The 21109-nt window shown below is 41.7% G+C and carries 15 protein-coding genes; 2 read left to right on the top strand and 13 right to left on the bottom strand.

Annotated elements, in window-relative coordinates; genetic code table 11:
- Positions 1 to 27 precede the first annotated feature (27 nt).
- From addA to QNN06_RS09095, 5 genes are all read right to left on the bottom strand, one after another.
- On the bottom strand, positions 28 to 3804 hold the full coding sequence (addA, locus tag QNN06_RS09115; RefSeq protein WP_284037491.1) for a helicase-exonuclease AddAB subunit AddA: 3777 nt from the start codon (positions 3802 to 3804) through the stop codon (positions 28 to 30).
- Positions 3797 to 7294, bottom strand: a complete 3498-nt coding sequence (addB, locus tag QNN06_RS09110; RefSeq protein ID WP_213116662.1) for a helicase-exonuclease AddAB subunit AddB — start codon at positions 7292 to 7294, stop codon at positions 3797 to 3799. The genes addA and addB overlap by 8 nt, the downstream gene beginning before the upstream one ends.
- Before the next feature lie 165 nt (positions 7295 to 7459).
- Positions 7460 to 8014 (bottom strand): signal peptidase I, encoded by a 555-nt coding sequence (lepB, locus tag QNN06_RS09105; RefSeq protein WP_213116663.1) that lies wholly within the window; start codon positions 8012 to 8014, stop codon positions 7460 to 7462.
- Position 8015: 1 nt separating this feature from the next.
- Entirely contained in the window at positions 8016 to 8669 is a 654-nt protein-coding gene (locus QNN06_RS09100; RefSeq protein WP_213116664.1) for a TVP38/TMEM64 family protein, read from the bottom strand.
- Positions 8670 to 8718: 49 nt separating this feature from the next.
- Positions 8719 to 9660, bottom strand: coding sequence for an LCP family protein (locus tag QNN06_RS09095; RefSeq protein ID WP_213116665.1), 942 nt, complete (start codon positions 9658 to 9660; stop codon positions 8719 to 8721).
- 267 nt (positions 9661 to 9927) lie between these two features.
- Here QNN06_RS09095 and QNN06_RS09090 point away from each other — a divergent pair, with 267 nt between their 5' ends.
- On the top strand, positions 9928 to 10293 hold the full coding sequence (locus QNN06_RS09090; protein ID WP_213116666.1) for a YhjD family protein: 366 nt from the start codon (positions 9928 to 9930) through the stop codon (positions 10291 to 10293).
- Between the two features lie 18 nt (positions 10294 to 10311).
- Here the strand turns inward: QNN06_RS09090 and QNN06_RS09085 are convergent, their stop codons facing one another.
- Complete coding sequence (locus QNN06_RS09085) at positions 10312 to 10854, bottom strand: competence protein ComK (protein ID WP_284037490.1); 543 nt, start codon at positions 10852 to 10854, stop codon at positions 10312 to 10314.
- Between the two features lie 192 nt (positions 10855 to 11046).
- Between QNN06_RS09085 and QNN06_RS09080 the strand changes: the two genes are divergently transcribed.
- Positions 11047 to 11283 carry an IDEAL domain-containing protein gene (locus tag QNN06_RS09080; RefSeq protein ID WP_213116667.1) on the top strand — a complete coding sequence of 79 codons (237 nt, stop codon included), beginning with the start codon at positions 11047 to 11049 and terminating at the stop codon, positions 11281 to 11283.
- Positions 11284 to 11375: 92 nt separating this feature from the next.
- Here QNN06_RS09080 and QNN06_RS09075 read toward each other — a convergent pair whose 3' ends face one another.
- The 7 genes from QNN06_RS09075 to hemY form a co-directional block, all read right to left on the bottom strand.
- Entirely contained in the window at positions 11376 to 12647 is a 1272-nt protein-coding gene (locus QNN06_RS09075) for a M48 family metallopeptidase (protein WP_284037489.1), read from the bottom strand.
- 137 nt (positions 12648 to 12784) lie between these two features.
- The gene (locus QNN06_RS09070) at positions 12785 to 13561 is read right to left on the bottom strand and encodes an enoyl-CoA hydratase-related protein (RefSeq protein ID WP_217032972.1); all 777 of its coding nucleotides are present in this window, start codon (positions 13559 to 13561) and stop codon (positions 12785 to 12787) included.
- A 74-nt stretch (positions 13562 to 13635) separates the two neighbouring features.
- Complete coding sequence (locus QNN06_RS09065; RefSeq protein ID WP_284037488.1) at positions 13636 to 15198, bottom strand: fatty acid--CoA ligase family protein; 1563 nt, start codon at positions 15196 to 15198, stop codon at positions 13636 to 13638.
- Between the two features lie 166 nt (positions 15199 to 15364).
- Complete coding sequence (lplA, locus tag QNN06_RS09060; protein ID WP_217032976.1) at positions 15365 to 16354, bottom strand: lipoate--protein ligase; 990 nt, start codon at positions 16352 to 16354, stop codon at positions 15365 to 15367.
- 17 nt (positions 16355 to 16371) lie between these two features.
- On the bottom strand, positions 16372 to 17106 hold the full coding sequence (locus QNN06_RS09055; RefSeq protein ID WP_213116672.1) for an MBL fold metallo-hydrolase: 735 nt from the start codon (positions 17104 to 17106) through the stop codon (positions 16372 to 16374).
- A gap of 116 nt (positions 17107 to 17222) precedes the next feature.
- On the bottom strand, positions 17223 to 19457 hold the full coding sequence (locus tag QNN06_RS09050) for a YhgE/Pip domain-containing protein (RefSeq protein WP_213116673.1): 2235 nt from the start codon (positions 19455 to 19457) through the stop codon (positions 17223 to 17225).
- Positions 19458 to 19656: 199 nt separating this feature from the next.
- The gene (gene hemY, locus QNN06_RS09045) at positions 19657 to 21084 is read right to left on the bottom strand and encodes a protoporphyrinogen oxidase (RefSeq protein ID WP_213116674.1); all 1428 of its coding nucleotides are present in this window, start codon (positions 21082 to 21084) and stop codon (positions 19657 to 19659) included.
- Positions 21085 to 21109 lie beyond the last annotated feature (25 nt).

The raw sequence follows: 21109 nt of genomic DNA, 5'->3' as shown, positions 1-21109 counted from the left end.
TTAGGTTTATGTCATTTTATGTTTTTATTAAAACCTTAAAATATGGGCACCATCAAAGAAAAATAAATATCTTTCGCTTACATTTCTTTTCCAAATTTGTTCGATTGCTTTTGTATATAAATTAATTTGCACTTTGTATCTTTCTTCAAGAATTGGTTTTGCCTGTTCAACCCCGCCTTTAAACCTGTCGGTAATTCCATCTGATTTATAATCGATGAGGACAAGACCCCTTTCATCCTCGAGAATGCAGTCGATGATTCCTTGGACAAAGACGGATTCTTCTTCATTCTTCCAATCAGGGTAAACCTCCCCTGCAGGCAAGGCAAGCGTAAAGGGAACTTCACGATGGATCGCAGCAGCTTGAAAATATCTTCTTCCCAATTCCGTTTGAAAGAATTGAACAATTAACTCAACCGGAATTACTTCTGCCTGTTCAAGTGTTAATAATTCATTATTTACCATCCAGTAAATCTTTTCGGTAATATTTTCCGCCTGAACAGGTTTAGTCAAATCAAGATGCTGCATGACCATGTGCATGGCTGTCCCGCGTTCCGCAGGAGTGATCGATTTTTCCTGCATAAACCTCGGCCGCTTCAGAATCGGTTTCTTCATTCTGCGGACAATGTCTGTACCGCTTTGCTCATCTTTGAGTTCCGAGAAGCGTTTAATCTCCGAAACCGATTGCTTTGAGCGATGAATAGAAGCCTCTGGAAACGAATATACCCATGATAGTCTGGATGCTATCTCATCAGAGAGTGCGGAGGACTGGGGAACTTTTTTCCCTGACATGACCAGATCTAAATAGTGGTTTTCTTCTTCCTCCTGAACGATTACTTGGTTTTGAATCTCATCTGCGTGCATAATGGCTATTTTCCAGGAGGAAGGATGCTGGGTGATTTCCTCAGGAACCAGGTCATTTGCCGCACCTACAGCCTTTAATACTCCACTGTCCTGGTGACGGATTATAGCCGGCCCGATCCAGTCTATATAGCTTGTGGCCGAAGCCCGTTCAAAGTCCTTCAGCAGCCAATCCAGATGATTAGCGGAGTCGTTCCACTGATCGATTTTCTTTCTGGCATCTTTTAGTGTGGCTGTCAAATACAGCTTTTCCTTTGCCCTTGTCATGGCCACATATAATACACGCATTTCTTCAGCCAGCATCTCCATTTTCTTTTTACGCTTAAAGGCAATTTGCGGCAAAGACGGATAGGAGATTCGCTTTTCCGGATTAACATATTTAGATGCAAACCCATATTCTTTATCAAGTAAATATGGATTACGTATATCCGCCATGTTAAAGCTTCGAGCCATTCCTGCCATGAAAACTACTGGAAATTCCAGCCCTTTACTGCTGTGGATGGTCATAACCCTGACAACATCCTCCTGCTCCCCAAGTGCTCTTGCAGCCCCAAGATCATCGCCTCGCTCCATCATCCGTTCAATAAAGCGTAAAAAGCGGAATAGACCGCGAAAGGAGGTTTTTTCATAGGCCCGCGCCCTGTCATATAAGGCTCTGAGGTTAGCCTGCCGCTGCTTTCCTCCCGGCAGACCACCGACAAAATCATAAAAATGAGTATCGCGGTATAGCTGCCAAATAAGCTCTGAAAGCGAGCTCTGCCGCGCCACTGAGCGCCATTCCTTCAATATATCGTAGAAGTGCCGAACTTTTTCATAAAAGAATTCAGAGTGTTCAGCTGGTTTACTCATGCAAAAAGAATGAACAGCTTCCCAAAATGATCCGATTTTCTTGCATAATCGGATTTGCGCCAGCTCTTCCTCGTTCAAGCCCACAATGGGTGACCGCAACACTGACGCTAATGGAATATCTTGAAACGGGTTATCGATGATTCGCAGCAGCGACATCATAATGGCCACTTCGGAAGCCTCGAAATAACCAGTTGATAGGTTGGCATAAATTGGTATCCCTTGTTGCTTGAATTCCTCCATAATCTGCGGAGCCCATGTCATGGAACGGAGTAGAATGACGATGTCCCGATACATAACCGGCCGGCCTGACTTCGTTTTTGGATTATACACTTCAGCCCTATTTTCCACTAATTCCTTTATTTTGGCCGCGATCTTCCGTGCTTCCAGCTGTGATTGTTCAAGATCGATCTGATCGAATTCAGCAGGCTGGGAATCATCATCAATCCCCCCTGCCGATTCTGATCCATCGGTATCACGATTTTGGTCAATCAGAATCAGCTCAGCAGGAAATGGCTGATCCTCAGGATAGGGAGCTCCTTTTTTCAATTCAGCAGCTTCATCGTATTCAATTTCCCCGACCTTTACACCCATGATTTGTTTGAAAATATAGTTTGTCGCATCAAGGACTTCCTTACGGCTGCGGAAATTGCGGGCTAAATCAATTCTTAATCCTGAAGCTTCCCCATCGAGCCGAAATCGATTATATTTTGAAAGAAACAGGTTGGGTTCCGCTAACCGAAAGCGATAGATGGATTGCTTTACATCCCCGACCATAAATAAATTACCCTTGGCCTCGTCCTCTTTCGCGATAAGTTTTAAAATCGTTTCTTGAACCATGTTGGTGTCTTGGTACTCATCCACATACACCTCTTTAAAATGACGCCGGTAGGCAAGTCCTGCCTCTGAAGGATGAAAAACCCCGTCTACCGTAATTTCACCTGTCAATATATCAAGGCAATAGTGCTCCAAATCCGCATAATCGACAAGCCCTTTATCCTTTTTTACACTTTCAAAGCGAACAGAAAATTCTTTTACAAGACTTACGATCGTTTGAATCAGTGGCTTCATTTCATCCATATCCCGTAAAAAGCTATCAGGCTTTCGCGAAAAAAGTTCATCCTTCAAATCTTGAAGCTTTTTCTTTGCTTTATCCCGAAGCTTTTGAGCCTTTTCCGTCAATTCTTTATCAAAAGAGTCACCTTTGACTTGTTTCGCTCTTGAAAATGACCATGCCTGCATAGCCTCATAGAGAATAGTCCAGGATTCCTGTTTTGCCAGCATCAAAGAGTCGATTAGCTGCAGGTCCTCGAGAAAATTTTCCGCTCTCGGAGCCGGCCCGCCCGGCAGCTTGGCAATCTCTAAAGCTTTTAAAATCATATCTCTGGCAGCCTCTAATTGAAGCTCAATATCAAAGAGAAGCAATTGAACGAAGGGCAGCTCCTCGATATTTTTTACAGCAGAAACGTCATACATATCCACAAGTGACTGCAAATAACCTTGTGGTGAAGGATTTGCCCGGGCAAAATCGTAAATGGAAAGCACAATTTCCATTAAGGCAGCATCACTGCGGTCGCTTGTAAAGGAGTCTACTAATCTAAAAAATGCCTCATTATTCTCTTTCCCATACTCCTCTTCAAACAGCTCATCCAACACTTCATCCCGGAGTAGCTGCGCTTCTGTGACATCCGCAATTCGGAAACCAGGGTCGACATCAATCAGATAATAATATTTGCGGATGACCTCCATACAAAAAGAATGCAGTGTTGATATGGATGCTTTATTCAACAAGCTGAGCTGCTTTCTTAAATGCCTTGAAGCAGGGTCATTGTCAATTGCTTTTTCCAATGCCTCTCCAATTCGATGACGCATTTCCGCCGCGGAGGCATTCGTAAATGTAACCACGAGCAATTCATCAACATTGATGGGGTCTTCTTCAGCAAGGATTTTTTGGATCATTCTTTCAACCAGCACTGCCGTTTTACCCGAACCCGCTGCAGCCGCAACAAGAATGTCCTTATCACGCGCCTGAATGGCTTTCCATTGGTCATCCGTCCAGGTTACGCCTTCAGGCTTTTTGGGAATAACGATTTTACTCATTCTCATGCAGCTCCTTCCTGATTAACTCGAGTACCTCATCCTTGGCACGCGGGAAAAGAATACGATAATGATTATTTTCAATCGATTCATCAAAATGACAGACAGATTTAAAGGCGCAGAAAGTACATGGCGTTTTGTCCTTTAACTTATATGGCGCGATATCCGTACGGCCTTCCATGATGTCATTTCCTGTTTTCTGATATAAATTGCGAACGTAAACCTTTAGATCCTCAAAATCTTGCAAACTAGCAACCTTTGATTTTTTTGATAATTGTCCATCCTTTTTGATTCCGGCAGCGATAATCTGCGAGTCACCTGATTCAAGCGTTTGATCCATAAGCTGGATGACCTGCTGATCTCCAAGCATTAAACCATTCATTTTAAACTTTTTCATGATTTCCTTTTCAATTTCGTCGATGGTCAGCATTTTCGTCGACTGGACAAAGGGGTTATGCACATGGAAATAGAGCACACCTGCCGGGCTTGCCTTCATCTCAACTAATTCATTTGAATGAGTCATAACAATATCAAGATAGGTTAGCATCTGAAGGGCAAGTCCATAATAGACTTCGGTTAAATTGACATCCTTTTCGCTCGATTTATAATCAATGACCCGCAAAAAGATGCTGCTATCTTCGGCTTTAGCCTGATCAACCCGGTCTATTCTTCCCGCCAGTTCCATCCGTTTTCCATTTTTTAATGTAAAGGATAAAGGCGGAAGCTTCTCATTCCGGCCAAAGCCTAATTCTAAGCCAATTGGCGAAAAGCCGCTAACCTTTGCATGCTCGCTCAATACCACGGAAGCCCGGGTAATAATCTGCTCCAGCTTTCGTTTAATATAATGATGGCGCTCCGAGCTTAATAGGATTTGATTTTGCAGCTTAGGTGCCAGGCTTTTAACAGCATCTTTCGAAAGCTCCTCACATTGTTTTCTCGTTAAGCTTGCCCATGATAAATTTTGTTCAGTAACTGTGTCTGCTATTTGCTTTAAGGCCGCATGAAACAGCTCCCCAATATCTGGGGCTTCAAGGCGGAAAATTTGCCGTTCCTTTAACTTCAGCCCATGCTGAGCAAAATGGGAAAAGGCGCACGAGTTGTAAAGCTCCATTCTTGAAACGCTGGCCTGAATCGTTTCCCCATACAGGTTATCAGCTGTCTCCGTTGACAATTTTACAGTTTGATTAGCATAAAAAAGACTAGAAAATACTTTTTGTGCCCTGTCTTTCCACTGGCCATCCATATAAAAGTTATAGACATCCCACCAAAGGTCAGGAATCCCATAATTCCGCTTTTTCAATTGAAGCTGGGCATTAAGGTATGAAAGAGTAGCGCCAGTATTGGAAACAAAGGTCAGCTGCTCTTCTTCTGAAACCTGTGAAGGGTCGATACTCAGCAGCCGTTCAGTAACCTCCGGAAACATATCTTTTATTCTCTTAATGTATGAAGAAGGAATTAGCGCTTTTCCTTCATCATTTGCAAGCGGATAACTGATATAAAGCATATCTGTTGGGGCGGTAAAGGCTTTATAGGCAATAAAGCTTTCATCCAGCAAGCGTATTCTGCTGCTTGGCGCAACCGAAATGCCGCCGACTGCAAGCAGCTCCCGATCCTCGTCTGAAAGAATCCCCTCGTCAGCGATTTTCGCCGGCAGAACACCTTCATTCACGCCAACAACGAAAACAATTTTGACATCATTCAGCCGCGATTTCTCCAAATCACCTACTAAAACCTGGTCAAGGGCCGGGGGAATTAGGGAGAAATGCATGGATTCAAAACCGGCCTCCAAAATGGCTGCAAATGATTTTAAAGAAACAGGCTCCTCACCCAATATTTCCACATACTGGTCAAGGAGATCAATTACTGCATTCCAAACCTGCTCATGCTCTCGTGCCTTAACCAGATTCCCCTTTTCTTCCGCAGCTATCTTCCATTTCTCAAGCTTAGCCGGAACATCTAATTCTTCTAAAAATAAATAGATGGCCTCACAAAATTTTTTGCCTGAATCCGACTTTTTCAATCTTCTAGACAGCCGAAGAATAGGAGCTGTTATCATAAGCTTCAGCTCATTCAGTTCTTGTTCCATCTTTCTTTCAGCATCTGTTTGCACATTTTGCTCTACATCTAGTCCTTGGTAACGCCGATAAGTCCAGCGATCCTTTTTCGTCCAGCTGCTTCCATTTATTCCGTAAGCTAAACAATAGTTTTCCAGCCTATCCATTCGTTCACGCATTTTCACAGGGTTTTCCTGAAGCGGATAGATTAACTCTGTTTTTATTACCCTAAAGACCGGGTCATAGCGCCAATAAGAATTGATGACTTCAAGCGTAGAACGAATCAGTTCAACTAGCGGATGGCTTTGCATCGTCCGTTTTTGATCAATAAAAAAGGGAATTTGATGGTCGGTAAACACCGGTTCCACTAATTCATGATATTCCCCGCCGTTTCGAACCAATAAAGCAATATCACGCCAGCGGTATCCTCTTAATCGGACTAAATCACGAATCTCACGGGCAATTCCTTCAATTTCAGCCCTTCTGTTAGCAGCTTGGAATAGATTTAAATTTGCTTTTTCGTGATAGGGCTCAGCAGGCCTGGCATCGAAATGTTCCTCTAGGTAACTTAAGACGCTCCCAGACCATTTTTTTGATCCTCTAAGAATAACAGGCTGCTCAACCGCTATCCCTTCGATCTTTGCTATCTCATTGATTGTAAAACAAGCTTCGCTCGAAGCACGAAACAAATCTAGTTCATCCGGTCCGGAATCAACCTTAATGGAATCGGTTGTCAGCGCAACCGAAACTCTCCTGCAACGCTTCATTAACTCCGCTATCACTTGATATTCTTGTGGAGAAAAGCTGTAAAAACCATCAATATAAATTTCCGCATCTCTTAAATAGTGGGAGGAGGAAATTTTCTCAGAAAGCAGCCGAAAATAATCCTCGGAATCCAAATATTTACCGAAGATTTCATCCTCAACCCTTTGATAAATCAGTTCCACATCACTCAATTTATCCTGCAAGGATTTTGAAGCAGAAGAACCTTCCGCTTCCATCCGGAATGAACCTAGGGCAAGATCCTGAGGGCTTATACAATACCGCCTAAGCTCCGTAATCATTTGCTCTACCTGCTGAATAAAACCATTTTTATCCGCTGCCCGATTGAACAGTTTCAGCTGTTCCTTCTTTTCATCGATAATTTTACGGATTAGCATACTCATGCCGACAGTGCTTAAATGCATCCGGCTGATTCCGCCTGTTTCCTGCAGGATTCTCCATGCCAAGCGCGGAAAACTATATACCTGGGCGCGAATCATTCCGCCAATATTTGTGTCTGTTGCTAAACGATATTCAGACATGAAGGTCATTTGCTCAGGAACAATATATATAATCGGCTTTCCTTCCGGGTTCTCCGAAAGGCTGCTGGTAATTTCATTAAAAAACATGGCCGTTTTGCCGGTTCCCGACCGTCCGATTACCATTCTTAATGACATGTATTCCCCTCCGTCCTCTCCTAACTACGTATCCTTCATTTTATCATAAAAGAAGTACAAACGTTTGCAATAGCCAGTGATAGATTAAAGCCAAAAATGGTAAAACTAAGCTTAAAAAGACAAAAAACACGATAGCTTACTATCGTGTTCAGAAACGAAAAAATATTAAAAATGAACGTCCACTTCATCTAACGGCCAATACCGCAAGTCGACCTTACCGACCACTTGCGTCTCTGAAATGAATCCGAAGTGTCTGCTGTCCCAGCTTCCCAAACGATTATCGCCAAGGACAAATAATTTCCCCTCAGGGACCTTATCTTCACCGGTAATCTCTTTTAAACTGAAATCACCAGTCAATTTCATACCAAGCGACTCTTGTTTATACTTCTTTAAAAAAGGTTCTTCATATTTATGGCCATTAATAAATAATTGGTCATCCCGATATTCAATTTTGTCGCCGGGGAGGCCGATAATCCGTTTGACAAAATCCTCTTTTTCATTAGCATGAAAAACAATAACATCAAATCTTTCCAGTTCGCCTGTTTGAAAGCCCAGCTTGTTAACAACAAGTTTATTCCCATCCTGGAGCGTTGGCATCATCGATTCACCTTCAACTACGTAATTCGAGAAAAAAAATGTTCGAATAAAAACGAAAATAATAATACCGATTGCAAAAGCCTTAACCCATTCGATTCCTTCCTGTCTCCATTCACTCCTCACTTTATCCCCTCCGTTTTTTTAGCTCTTTCCCCTGGCGCTTCTCCTCTACATGATCATTTTTAACATTTTTGTTTAGTCTTGCTTCAATTCTTTTTCCAGCGACCCAAAGAATAAAAATGATAATAAAAACAATAATCGTCCGAAACGGCTGAGTAACCAAGGAGCGAATATCATATCCAATGAAACTAATGGTAAAAATCATCACCATTTTTCCAATGCATACAGCAAGCATATACTGGGCAAAGCTTAGCTTCGAAAGCCCAGCTACAATATTAACCACTGCAGATGGTGTGAAGGGAAAACAAAGCAGCAAAAACAACGGGCCAAACCCATGCCGCTCCACCCAGTCCATCAGCCTTCGGACTTTCTGGTGCCTCGGCAAAAAGGCAAGCAATCGTTTTTGACTATATTTTCTGATGAACGAAAAGACTAGCAGTGCGCCAATGCAGGCACCCAGCCAGGAATACAGAAATCCCAGCCAGAGCCCAAAAGCACTGGCATTGGCCATCACAAATAAAAATAATGGGAGAAACGGCAGGAAGGCTTCAAGTATCGTCAACAGAATTCCAGGCAGAGGCCCAAGGGCTTTATAGTCCTGAATAAGGTTCATGATATTTTCTAGTGTAAACCAAGCTCTAAATGTTTCAAAATCCATCCGTGTTCTCCTACCCACTTCTAATTCTATTTTATATCCTAGACAAGTATTATTTTGTAATAAATTGGTGAAGCGCCTCTTTATTTTTTGCAAGATTTATATCCAAAATGGCGCCCTCCCCTTTAACACGCGTCTCTTCAAAACTGTTATCAACAGGGATCCGTAATGTTTCGACACTTCCTCTTTTATCGGCGAAGAAGTCTTTACCCATAAAGAGAATATCCGATGTTTTCATATTTGTATTAACGTACGGAGTTACCACACCTATTAGCTTTGGCAGCTTTGGAAGGGTTTGAATAGCACTTAGTTGGTCACCAATGGCCTTAACTGCCTTCTGCTGCCGCTCGACCCGCCCAAAATCACCAATGGCATCATGACGGAAGCGAACATAACTTAACATCTGCTGGCCATTCAACTTTTGCAGCCCGGGCTGCAGCGGCGGATCAACATATGCGGACATTTTCTTCTCCACATCGATCTCTACCCCATGTGGGAACGCTTCATCAATCAGCTGGACAAACCCTTGGAAATCAACAATCGCATAATACTGCAAATCAATATCAAAATTCTGCTTAATCGTTTGTCTCATTAACTCCGGACCGCCAATGGCGAAAGCAGAATTTATTTTATGCTTGCCATGCCCAGGGATGGCCACATAGCTGTCGCGCATAATTGAGGTAAGTTTAAAAGTCCCTTTGTCCTCGTTGTAATGGGCAATCATGATGGTATCTGAGCGAGCTTTTTCTTCCCCGCGCGAATCGCTTCCGAGCATCAGAACATTTGTGTCGCCATACTGGTCCTTCTGTCCATTAAATTTATACACTACCTTTTGCTCTTTCGTTTCATTATCAATTTTTTTTAATGATTGATTGACTCCCTGTTTATATTGAAAATAGGAGTAAGCCGCTCCGGCCCCAATTAAAAGTAATAACACCAATAATATGGATTTCCATCTTCTCCTTTTCTTATTTCGATGTTTATCAGCCCGCATGTTTATCACCTTAATCTATGTATTTTTGGTTTCACCACTATATATGACTGTTTTTTTCTATCCTTCGTTTCTTCTTTAATTCATTTTCCCCTATCAGATATCCTTCTATTAATAAAAACTTTCTCATGAATTTGTCGAATATTTCAATTAAAAAGCTCACCTAAAGCAAAGCTAGAAGCGTGGCAGCAGTATTGCATTTCTGTTTTCTTTTTTGTAAAATAAAAACAGGAACACAGGTTCGCATAAAATGAAGGGTGAGATCTTATTATGACGCGAATTCCGGAGAATGACCGTGATATGATGGAAAAGGCCATTTATTTACCGATGGTTTTAACGATCTTAAATAGGGATTTGAATGTGGTGGAAAAGAGTCCATTTAAATTAAAAAAGCCATATTTGGAGTTAATCGAAGAAACGATGAAGGCTATTCAAGGGGAATTAGCCGAGGTAAAGCAATATATGAAAAAGAATAAGCTTCAGGTTAGTGAAACCAAACGGGACGATGCCTTTACCATGTACATGTTTATCTATAAAGGTTATGAAGAGCATCATAATTATTTTAATCCGCGCATCCGCAATAAGGTCCAAGAATTAATGGAAACCTACTTATTAAAAAAACACCTGTCCCGTTAACCCGCCACAAAGTCATTTTTATTTATAATCATGTGAATGTTCAGAGGCTTTAATAGGCTTTGGAGCATTAAATATGTAAGTCATTTTTTTATTACCTTCGATTCTTTGGAGGAGCTTTGTTTTTAATAAGGCCGTTCTTAACATTTGGCCTTCAATAGTCCCAAATGAAACTGAAAAAAGATGCGTTTGTTTGTTTTGGAAAGTAACTTGAGTTTGATGAGGCCCTACACGACGGTAATTCTCAACGTGCTCATGTGAAATCCAAATACATTCGGGGCGGCTCGGTGATGTGGTTGGAAAAAAGAAAATATGGTTTGCAGGCTCAATGGCAATAGGAATCTTACGGGAATATCCAATTAGTTGTCTAGTCCCCTTCTTTCTACTTTCATAATCGACGCCAAAATAGTCGCAGCTTTTTTTGATGATGTCTAATGGTTTAAAAGGTGAAATAAATTCATCATCCACCTCAATAATCTTTGTGTATACTTTACTTCCGTATTCCATTGGTGCCAAAAACATGGTACATGAATTAATCTCATACTCTTCTATTTGTTTTTTCAAACTCGTCAACTCCTATTCATATGACTTCCACCATATCTTAACACTTTTATTTCCCAAAGCATTTACTTTTCTGAATTGTTACTAAATTATTCACAAATCCTGTCAAGGAAAAAGTTTTACGAAAATTATAAATATTATTGATAATATACTAAAAACTCCATATAATAAAAAAAAGCATCAGAGGTGATTTTCTTGAATGAAAAATCCTACACGGACTTAATGAAAGTTGCTGCCATGAAACGGAACCAAAGGAAAGAGAATTTCGTCCAGGACCTCTACATCGACATGCTTTTATCGGAAATCCAGCTTACGGTTGAAAAGGAAAAATTGCTGCGGAAAATTGACTCGGCTATTGATCGGCGGGACAAAAAATTATTTCTCCAATTATCGCGCCAGCTTAGGGAAATCAATAAAAAGTTCGGAACTTAAAAATTTCTACATTGAACCGTCATTGACGGTTTTTCTTTTTGTCAAGCGAAAAAGCTGAAGATCAATGATCCTCAGCTTTATTTAATAAAATTTTATTCTGTTCGATGCTTGACCTCATATTCTTCCAGTTTGGAAATTCGGTCCAGCATTGGCGGGTGGGTGTAGCGGAAAATTTTCACCAGCATCGGCGGGTTGACTTGACTTAAGCCGTTGCGGGTCAACTCTTGAAATGATGTGATGGCGGCATCCGGATTTTTCGTCATCTCGATCGCATAGGTGTCAGCCCTTGTTTCCTGATATCGCGAAACAAAATTGGACAGCGGGCTTGACGCAAATAACAGCATTGAAATAATCATGTAAAATAACGGAAGCGACCTTATATCCTTTGTGTCCGAAATTTTCAGTTCTTTACCAAAGCGGGCAACAGCCCAATTCATCAGCCGGTAGGTTAAATACAACCCGAAAAGCGAAAGCAGCAGGTAGCCGGCAATTCCCCAATATATATGCTTCTCCACATAATGCCCCATCTCATGAGCCATAATAAATAAAATTTGCTCATCTGAGAGCTTATTTAAGGTTGTATCCCAAAGAACAATTCTCGCATTGGAGCCAATCCCGGAAACATAGGCATTCATGGCATTTGTTTCTTCCGACATATTCACCTCAAAGACGTGCTCCGCAGGGATATGGGCTTTATCGGCCAACGTCAGGATTTTGGTTTCTAATGCTTTGTTTTTCAAAGGATAAAAGTCATTATATAATGGATCGATAATGACAGGCTGAATAAACATCATAAATAGAGTGAAAGGAACCGATAATATCCACAGGTAAAGCCACCAACGTTTTTGGCTTTTTCTCATTAGCCAGTATAAAACTGGAACAATAATGAGCCATGTTGCATAATTAAGCCAGAAATCAATCAGTTCGTCCTTCATCCAAGAAGGGAAGGATTGCGTTGAAATATGATACGTTTTTGATAAAGAATAGCTGATATAGCTTAATGGCAATACCGCAATAAAGGCAAACAAGGATAACCAAAATAGGTAGATTGGGGTGTGCAGCAGTTTATGTTTCACTGAGTCCTCGGCCCAGCGTTTGAATGCCTTCGACAAGCCAAATAATAAAATCAAAAAATAAATCAGCCATTCGAGCGGAGTAGACAGGAAAAACAGTAGATTTCTAATTTTCGAATATTCCTCACTCAAACTAAGTTCTCTTCCATTTAAAAAAGTTGCCGGATCCGCATTTGTTCCTTCATATTCAAACGGAAGCTTCGGGTCGGCAAACTGGAATAAATACCAGTAAAAGAATAAGCCATATAAAACAAAGGCCAAAACCGCATAGACCCCCATTTTTCTCGCCATGATTTGTCCCCCTTTGTGTACAACCCTCTATATTTAGTTTAGTTAAAAATACAGGAAATAGAACTTCGTGTTTTTTTTCTGCTAAAATAGTTTCGGCCACGCAGAAACATCTACGTGACCGAATTTGAAAAACTAGCTTATTTCCCCTTAAAAACCGGTTTTCTTTTCTCTGCAAATGCCTGAAGTGCCTCGATTCTGTCTTCTGTCGGGAGCGTTACCTCATATGCCTTGCGCTCAATTTGCAGCCCGGTATTCAAATCAGTATTCATCCCCTGTTTAACCGCAAATTTCGCCTGCTGTAGGGCCACTGGACCATTAGCAATGATTTGTGTGCAGAATGCGAGACTTTCAGCCAAAAGCTCATTACCTTCTACCACTCTTGTTAAAATGCCATAGCTAAAGGCTTCATCTGCCGTTAGCCTCCTAGCAGTTAAAATCAGCTCCAACGCCTTCGCCTGCCCAATCAAGCGCGGCAGCCGCTGTGTTCCCCCTGCCCCAGGAATGATGGCAAGACTCGTTTCTGTCAGCCCCATCAAGGCACCGCTTGCGGCAAACCGAAAATCGCAAGCCAAAGCAAGCTCCATCCCGCCGCCAAAGGCAAATCCATTAATCGCCGCTATCGTCGGCTGCGGCAGCTGGTCAATTGCATTAAAACATTCGTTGATTTTAAATAGATTACGCTTCACCAGTTCATCCGACAGACTTTTGCGTTCTTTTAAATCTGCACCGACACTGAATGCCTTCTCCCCTGCACCTGTAAAAACAACAGCCCGTATATCCGAATTAACGCGTATTTCCTCAACTGTATCCTGCAATTCCATTAAAGTTTCATGGTTAAAGGCATTCAGCGCATTAGAGCGATTGAGCGTAACAACCGCTATGTGGTTGGCAACCTCAAGTAAAATGGACTTCATTTATCCTGCACCCCTTTCGCCTTTATAAATTCGAAAAAGGCAAGCTAAAAGCCTGCCTTTTTCATTAAAAAATTTTAGTTCCCAACAGTTTGAGCTACCTGCGTCTTTAAAGCCCGTCTTAAGATTTTACCGGTTGTATTCTTTGGAAGTTCCTCTAGAAAGACAACCGAAGAAGGAACTTTATACTTGGCAAGATGCTCCTTGCAGTAGCTAATCATCTCTTTTTCCGTAAGATCTGCCCTTTTACTTACGACATATGCCTGTACCGCTTCTCCTTGGTTCAAGTCCGGAACACCAAGCACCGCGACTTCGACAACATCAGGATGATTATAGATAACTTCTTCTACCTCTCGTGGGTATACATTGTAGCCGCCAACGATAATCATATCTTTTTTACGGTCAACAATATAAAAATAGCCATCTTCATCCATTCTTGCCATATCGCCTGTATGAAGCCAGCCGTCCTTAATGCTCGCTTCCGTTTCCTCCGGCATTTTATAATAGCCCTTCATAACGTTTGGACCACGGACATTCAGTTCTCCAACCTCGCCGACAGGAACCTCTTCACCAAGTTCATTCACGACTCTGTTTTCCACATTAACGATGGAAGGTCCGATCGAACCTGCTTTGCGCGGACGATCAAGCGGGTTAAAGCAGGTAACCGGAGAAGCCTCCGAAAGACCATAGCCTTCAGAAATGAGCACATCAAATTTCTTTTCGAAGTTTTCTAATAGGGCAACAGGCATCGCTGCACCGCCGGAAATGCAGAGACGTAATGAACTTAAGTCCTCAGGGCTTCCTTCCGGATATTGAAATAAGAAATTATACATGGTTGGGACACCCGCAAACACAGTCGCCTTATATTCCTTCGCAAGATGAAAAATATCCTTCGGGCTAAATTTTGGAGCAATTAAAAGTGTTGCTCCTTTTAACAGCGGTGCATTCAACGCAACCGTTAAACAAAAGACGTGGAACATTGGCAAGGTTGTAATCACACGGTCGTCATCATTCATTTTCAAATAAGTGCCGACATCACTAGCATTGCTATACAGATTTTTATGTGTTAGCATCGCGCCCTTTGGCTTACCCGTTGTACCGGAAGTATAAAGGATAATGGCGGTATCATCGTCTTGAAGTTCAGGACCCTGGAAACTTAATTCACCGGATGCCACCACATCTGTAAACGATTTCATTTTAGGATACACGGAAAGTCCCTCAACACCAGGCTGTGCCAATCCATTTTGCTCTGTTTCGCAAATAATATAGTGGCTCACTTTCGGAAGCATGGTATGAACTTTTTCTGCTAATGGGATCATCAGATCAAGGCCGACAACCACTTTTACATCGCCATTATTCAGGATATAACCGATCTCATCAGCAGTATAAATCGGATTGACCGGAATAACTGTTGCTCCTAGGCGGAGTGCCCCATACAACCCAATGACAAAATGCGGGGAATTTCCCAGCAATAGTGCTATATGGTCCCCTTGTTTTACCCCCAATTTTTCAAGGCCTGAAGCAAACTTGGTAATCGCCCCATCTAGTTCGGCATATGTGCTGGATTTGCCCATAAAGTGATAAGCAATTTTCGTGGTTGAAGCCTTGGCAGTTTCATGAAGCTGTGACGATAGATTCATATTCTCTCTCCTCTCAAATGAATGAATACTCATTCACAAATTTTTAACAATTTTCTAAATATATTATATTGCTAGAAATTTATCTATACAAGTATAATACTTAAAAATTTCAGAAAAAAATAATAATGGGAAGCGTTTTAATTCCAACACTTCCCACAACCTAAAATTAGTATATTAAGTTAATAAAATCATCTTTGGAAACATTTCCGAAATAATACGTGGTATCCACATCTTCCAGCGCACTCTCCATTTCGCTTTTTTCATAACGAATTCCACTAAGCCGCTGTTCTATTTCACTGACATCGCCCACACCAAAAAAGTCACCATAAATTTTGCAATTCTCGATGATTCCTTTGCTCACTTCAAGCCGGACATCAATGGAACCAACCGGGAACCTGTGCGAGTGCTGTAAATTGAATTTTGGAGACCTTCCGTAATTCCAATCCCAGTTTTGATATCTTTCTTGGGAAAGCTGATTGATTTTTTGCCAATCTTCTTCCGTTAACACATACTCAGGAACATCTTCCTGTCCTTCAAAAATATATTTAAGGAGCAGGGAGCGGAATTCCTCGATGCTTATTTTTTCAGATAAAAATTCAGAAATGTTAGCAACCCGGCTGCGGACTGATTTGATTCCTTTTGATTCAATCTTATCTTTCTTGACCTTTAAGGCAGACGCAACGTTTTCCATTTCTGAATTCAAAAGCAGCGTTCCATGGCTGAACATTCTCCCCTTAGTTGAAAATTGGGCATTCCCAGAAATCTTCCGTCCTTCTACTTCAATATCATTACGGCCGCTTAGCTCCGCATTTACTCCTAACTTTCTTAAGGCCGCAATCACAGGTTCAGTAAATTTACGGAAATTATGAAAACTTTCACCGTCATCCTTCGTGATGAAACTAAAGTTTAAATTCCCCAAATCATGATAAACCGCCCCGCCGCCTGATAAACGGCGAACCACATGGATTCCGTTTTTCTCCACATAATCGGTATTAATTTCTTCAATCGTATTTTGATTTTTTCCAATGATGATGGATGGCTCATTTATGTAAAATAATAAATACGTCTCATTAATATCAAGATTCTTTAATGCATACTCTTCAATCGCAAGGTTAATGCGCGGATCGGTAATCCCTTTATTATCAATAAACAGCATACTCCTTAAATCCCCCTTTAAAGTGCAATGGTTTGAAATTCTTCTGCGAGTTTTATTATACCAGTAAATTCAATTGATGCCTCATGAACTAAATCACTTACATTTCCATAATGCGGCAGGTGAGTAAGAATTAATTGCTTTATGCCTGCTTCACGAGCAAATCGGCCAGCCTCTACACTGTTCATATGTCCGGCTGATTTGCCATTTTGATGCCCGTAAAAGTTGCATTCGCATAACAACAAATCTGCATTGCTGCTAAACTGAATAAATTCCTCTTTAAACGCGCTATCCCCTGTATAGACTAATGACTTGCCGCCCGCCTCAAACCTCATTGCATAGCAAGGCACAGGATGGTCTGTTTTTAAAAAGCTTACTTGAAACGGACCGATAGACAGGACCTGATTTGGTTCATAGGCAATCCCTTTCGTAATTGTTTTATAGGTTAATTTAGTAAATTCATGTTGATCAAAATGGTGCCCATAAATCGGCAGGGTCGGAAATTGCTTTCCCAAAAAGCCTTGGATTAGACGGGCATGCTGCAGGACACCGATATCGGCAATATGATCAGGATGATAATGGGAAAGAATAACCGCATCAAGCTCCTCAGGCTCAACGATATTTGGAAGTTTCGCAAGAACTCCGCTGCCGCAATCGACTAGCAGCCGAAACCCTTCATGTTCAAGTAAATAGCCTGAGCTTGCTGCATCCTTTTTCGGATAGCCGCCCCAAAACCCGATGACCGTCAATTTCATGATAAATCCCTCCAGAATTCCAGTTCATTTTTAATATGTACATTATCAGCAGTTCTTTACTATATTCATACACGAAAAGACCAGCCGTATCAATGTTGAAGGCTGGTCTTTGAAGTTTATTCATGTCCTAATTTAAATTGATGCTTCATCCTTATCGCATAGTTGGCAATTGACAATACGCAGAAGCCGAAAATAAAGCCAAATAAAATGAGGGCATTTTCCCACATAAAGCTGAAATCACCGCTTGAAATCACGGCTTTAAAGCCCTGCACCGAATATGTCATCGGCAGAAATGCATTAAAATGCTGCAAGAAATTAGGAATCAATTCAAGTGGGAATGTTCCTGCACTTGTTGTTAATTGGAAAATCAAAATGATAATTGCAATAAACCGCCCGGCATCAGCAAGTACCGATACAAGCAGTTGAATTAACGCGATAAAAGTTAAGCTTGTAATAATCGAGAACAAGATAAACTTTGGCGTACTTTGAACTTCAAGATTTAATCCAAACAGAAGGATTGCATCAGCAATTAATGCCTGGATTATTCCGATCCCTGCCATAATGGCAAATTTGCTGGCAAACCAATTAAAACCGTTCGCCGGTCGAATGGCAGCATCCCTGATTGGGAAGACGATGGATAATAATAAGGCACCGACAAATAACCCCAATGATAGGAAGTATGGCGCAAACCCCGTTCCATAGTTTGGTACAGTGTTTAAACTTTCCTTATCCAGTTTTACTGGTTTAGCCATCATATCATAGGTTTTGTTATCTGTGTGGACCTTTGCCGCATCATCAGAACCCTCTTTCAATTTATCAGCCAGCTCCTTGGCACCAGCAGACAGTTTGCCTGCTCCATCTTTTAACTGCCCCGATCCATCTGCTAGCTGTCCGGCACCAGAGGCAATAGCATCGGCACCAGCTGTTAATTGCTTCATCCCTGTTGAGAGACTGCCCGCACCGCCGTTTAACTCATTAGAGCCTAAATATAATTGATGGACCCCTGCCTGTAAGGCCTGCTGCCCTTGGTTGATCGATCCGATTCCTGATAACAATTGATCAAAGTATGGGTTTGTTTGGCTGGCAATTTTTTGCTCCAGGCCTGAGGTTGCTCCTGAAAGTTTACCAGTCAACTCTGATTTAAACGTATCAAACCCCACTCCCAAATTGGAGGTCAGCTTGGCAGATACAATTGGCTTCATGATTGCCTTGATTTGGTCCTTTGTTTCCGCCTGAATAATTTGTTGTGCGTACTGTTCCGGGATACCGTTGGCGACTAGTGCCTTTGTTTGATTTTCAATGATTGGCCCCATTATGCCTTGCACTTCAGCCGGAGTAAATTTCCCACTTGAGAGTAGGCTTTGAGCTATTTGATTCAAAGCTTGCTTTTGTTGATAAATTTGCCCTGCAGTCTGGTCAGCCATTTGTTCAATTAATGACGTGGATAACTGGGATTCAAAACTGTTTATCCCATTATTTAATTCCACGACACTGCCGCTCAATTGGTTATTGATTTCTTTGGCAATTCCAGAAGGAAGTTCCTGCTTTAATTGGGCAGCACCCGCATAAGCCTCCTTTGTTCCTGCAACAAGCTTTGGAAGATTGGAATCCACCTCAGACAAACCAGCGCTAAGCTTAGATGAGCCATCTGCAAGCTTATCCGATCCTGCATCCGCCGTTTTCATGCCGTCATCAAATTCGATGGATTTTTCTGCCAGTGTGGTGAGACCTTCGTAAAGATCCTTCGATCCTTGATTTAATTCAACCGAACCATCGCTTAACTTGCCGGCCCCATCACTAGCCAGTTGAACTCCATCAGCTAGATCGGTGATTTTGGAAAAAATAGTCTCAGCATACGTTTCCGTTACCTTTTCAGAAACTGCTGTTTTTATTTTTTCTGCAGCCGTACCGCCAATTTGAGCAGATAGGAAGTTATAGCCTTCGTTTGGGACATAGGTTAATTTTAATTTTTTCGGTTGGTCGTCCATTAATGTGGTCGCATTTTCCGAAAAATCCTTCGGAATTTCAATCAGCATATAATATTTTTGTTCTTTGAGCTTTTTATAACCCTCACTTTTACCAACCGATTCAAAGCCAAACTCCTTGCTTTTCTCCAGTTTTCGCACTAGGTCATTGCCAAGCTTAAGCTTTTCTCCGTCAAGTGTTGCCCCTTTATCTTCATTAACTATGGCAACAGGCAGCTTATCCAGTTTGGCGTATGGATCCCAAAATGCCCAAAGGAACATGCCAGCATATAACACCGGGACCAGCATGACCGCAATGATCGGGATTAAGATTTTTCTATTTTTAAGAATAGTTGATAGTTCAGCCTTTAATAGGTTTGACTTCAATTTTATCCTCCTCTCTATTATTGACTAATTTGTTCATACGGTCATTTATATCCTAAAAAGAAGGACTATCCAGCAGACAATCCTAAATGAATCACTAATAAAATGACCAAATGAACATTTCAGTCATTAATCACTTAATGAGTATACTCCCTTTTTAATTTGTTGACAAGAAAAATTAAAAAAGAAGCTGATTTTAAGTTCAGCTTCCTTTGTTTTTTAAATACTCTAGTACATTTTTAACGGCTGCTTCTCCTTGGTCGATACAATCCGGGACACCGACACCACCATAGGATGCTCCGGCTAAAAATACGCCCGGCAGTTCTTGTTTCATAGCCTCCAGAATTGAAGTGAGCCGCTGTTTATGCCCGACTGTATATTGAGGCATCGAGTTGTTCCAGCGGGAAATGACGGCAAAATCAGGGCTCATATTAATTTGCATGATTTTGTTTAAATCATCAAGTACTATTTTAACGATTTGGTCATCGGATAAGTCGACGACCGTTTCATCCCCGGCCCTGCCTACATAACAGCGGAGCAAAACTTTCCCCTTTGGCGTAGAATGCTCCCATTTTTTATGTGTCCAGGTACAGGCCGTTATTGTATAATCACTGTTTCTAGAAACGACAAAGCCAGTCCCATCTATGTCTTCATTTATGGCCGCTTCTGGGAAGGCCAAGGCAACTGTGGCAACGGAAGTCGAGGGAACATATTTTAAAGGTTCAAAAAAACGATAATCAGAAAACATCGCCTGTGTTACTTTATGGGGTGTAGCAGCAATAATACTATCGGCTGTCAAGCATTCCCCATTGTTTAGATAAACCTCATATTTATTATTTACCCGAGCGATGTTCTCCACCCGATGCCCTTTTAAAACCGAGTTGGCATCTAGTTTCGCTTCAATCGCTTCAGCAAACGATTGTAAGCCTGTTTTAAAGGTGAGGAATCCGCCTTTTTTTGATTTCCCTTTATCACCTTGCTGTATTGGCTGCACCGGAGTTGATTTTTTCATCCCCAATATCAGGCTGCGGTGTTTCTGTTCCACTTCATAAAATTGCGGAAAGGTGGCCATCAAACTCATTTGATCGATATCGCCTGCGTAAATTCCCGAAAGCAGCGGTTCAATTAAGTTCTCGACCACTTCATCGCCCAACCGTCTTCTAAAAAAATGGCCTAATGCTTGGTCTTTTCCACTTTCAGAGCGGGGCAATATTAAATCGGCCGCTGCTCTCAGCTTCCCTGGAATGGAAAATAAGCCTGTTGTCATAAACGGCCCAACTTCGGTCGGGATTCCCATAATCGACCCGCCTGGCATGGAATGGAGCTTTTCATTTACCAAAACATAGGATTTTCCCGTTGAGTTTGGTACTAATTGATCGTCCATCCCAACTTCCTTCGCCAGCCTGATGATACTCGTTTTTCTGGCCAAGAAGGAATCCGGACCTCTTTCAATGGTAAAACCATCTCTTACAACGGTCTGCATTTTTCCACCGAGTCGATGTGAAGCTTCAATAAGTTGAATCTCCAGCGGGAGATTTTTCTCCTTCACTTCTTTTTGAAGATAATAGGCTGCGGTCAAACCGGCAGCTCCCCCACCAATAATAATTACCTTCTGTTTTTCTTCTGCCACCTGACGTCACCTTCTTCAAATTAAA

Origin of the sequence: Neobacillus sp. 114 (assembly GCF_030127045.1) — a bacterium.
GTDB lineage: Bacteria > Bacillota > Bacilli > Bacillales > Cytobacillaceae > Neobacillus > Neobacillus rhizophilus.
This window is presented reverse-complemented; position numbering and strand designations above follow the sequence as displayed.

What these genes read in the sequence shown, in the direction of transcription:
- QNN06_RS09100 (WP_213116664.1), bottom strand. Translation starts at nt 8,669, where the DNA reads ATGGATTTTGAAACATTTAGAGCTTGGTTTACACTAGAAAATATCATG.
- addA (WP_284037491.1), bottom strand. Translation starts at nt 3,804, where the DNA reads ATGAGTAAAATCGTTATTCCCAAAAAGCCTGAAGGCGTAACCTGGACG.
- QNN06_RS09090 (WP_213116666.1), top strand. Translation starts at nt 9,928, where the DNA reads ATGACGCGAATTCCGGAGAATGACCGTGATATGATGGAAAAGGCCATT.
- QNN06_RS09055 (WP_213116672.1), bottom strand. Translation starts at nt 17,106, where the DNA reads ATGAAATTGACGGTCATCGGGTTTTGGGGCGGCTATCCGAAAAAGGAT.
- QNN06_RS09065 (WP_284037488.1), bottom strand. Translation starts at nt 15,198, where the DNA reads ATGAATCTATCGTCACAGCTTCATGAAACTGCCAAGGCTTCAACCACG.
- addB (WP_213116662.1), bottom strand. Translation starts at nt 7,294, where the DNA reads ATGTCATTAAGAATGGTAATCGGACGGTCGGGAACCGGCAAAACGGCC.
- QNN06_RS09075 (WP_284037489.1), bottom strand. Translation starts at nt 12,647, where the DNA reads ATGGCGAGAAAAATGGGGGTCTATGCGGTTTTGGCCTTTGTTTTATAT.
- lplA (WP_217032976.1), bottom strand. Translation starts at nt 16,354, where the DNA reads ATGCTGTTTATTGATAATAAAGGGATTACCGATCCGCGCATTAACCTT.
- QNN06_RS09095 (WP_213116665.1), bottom strand. Translation starts at nt 9,660, where the DNA reads ATGCGGGCTGATAAACATCGAAATAAGAAAAGGAGAAGATGGAAATCC.
- QNN06_RS09070 (WP_217032972.1), bottom strand. Translation starts at nt 13,561, where the DNA reads ATGAAGTCCATTTTACTTGAGGTTGCCAACCACATAGCGGTTGTTACG.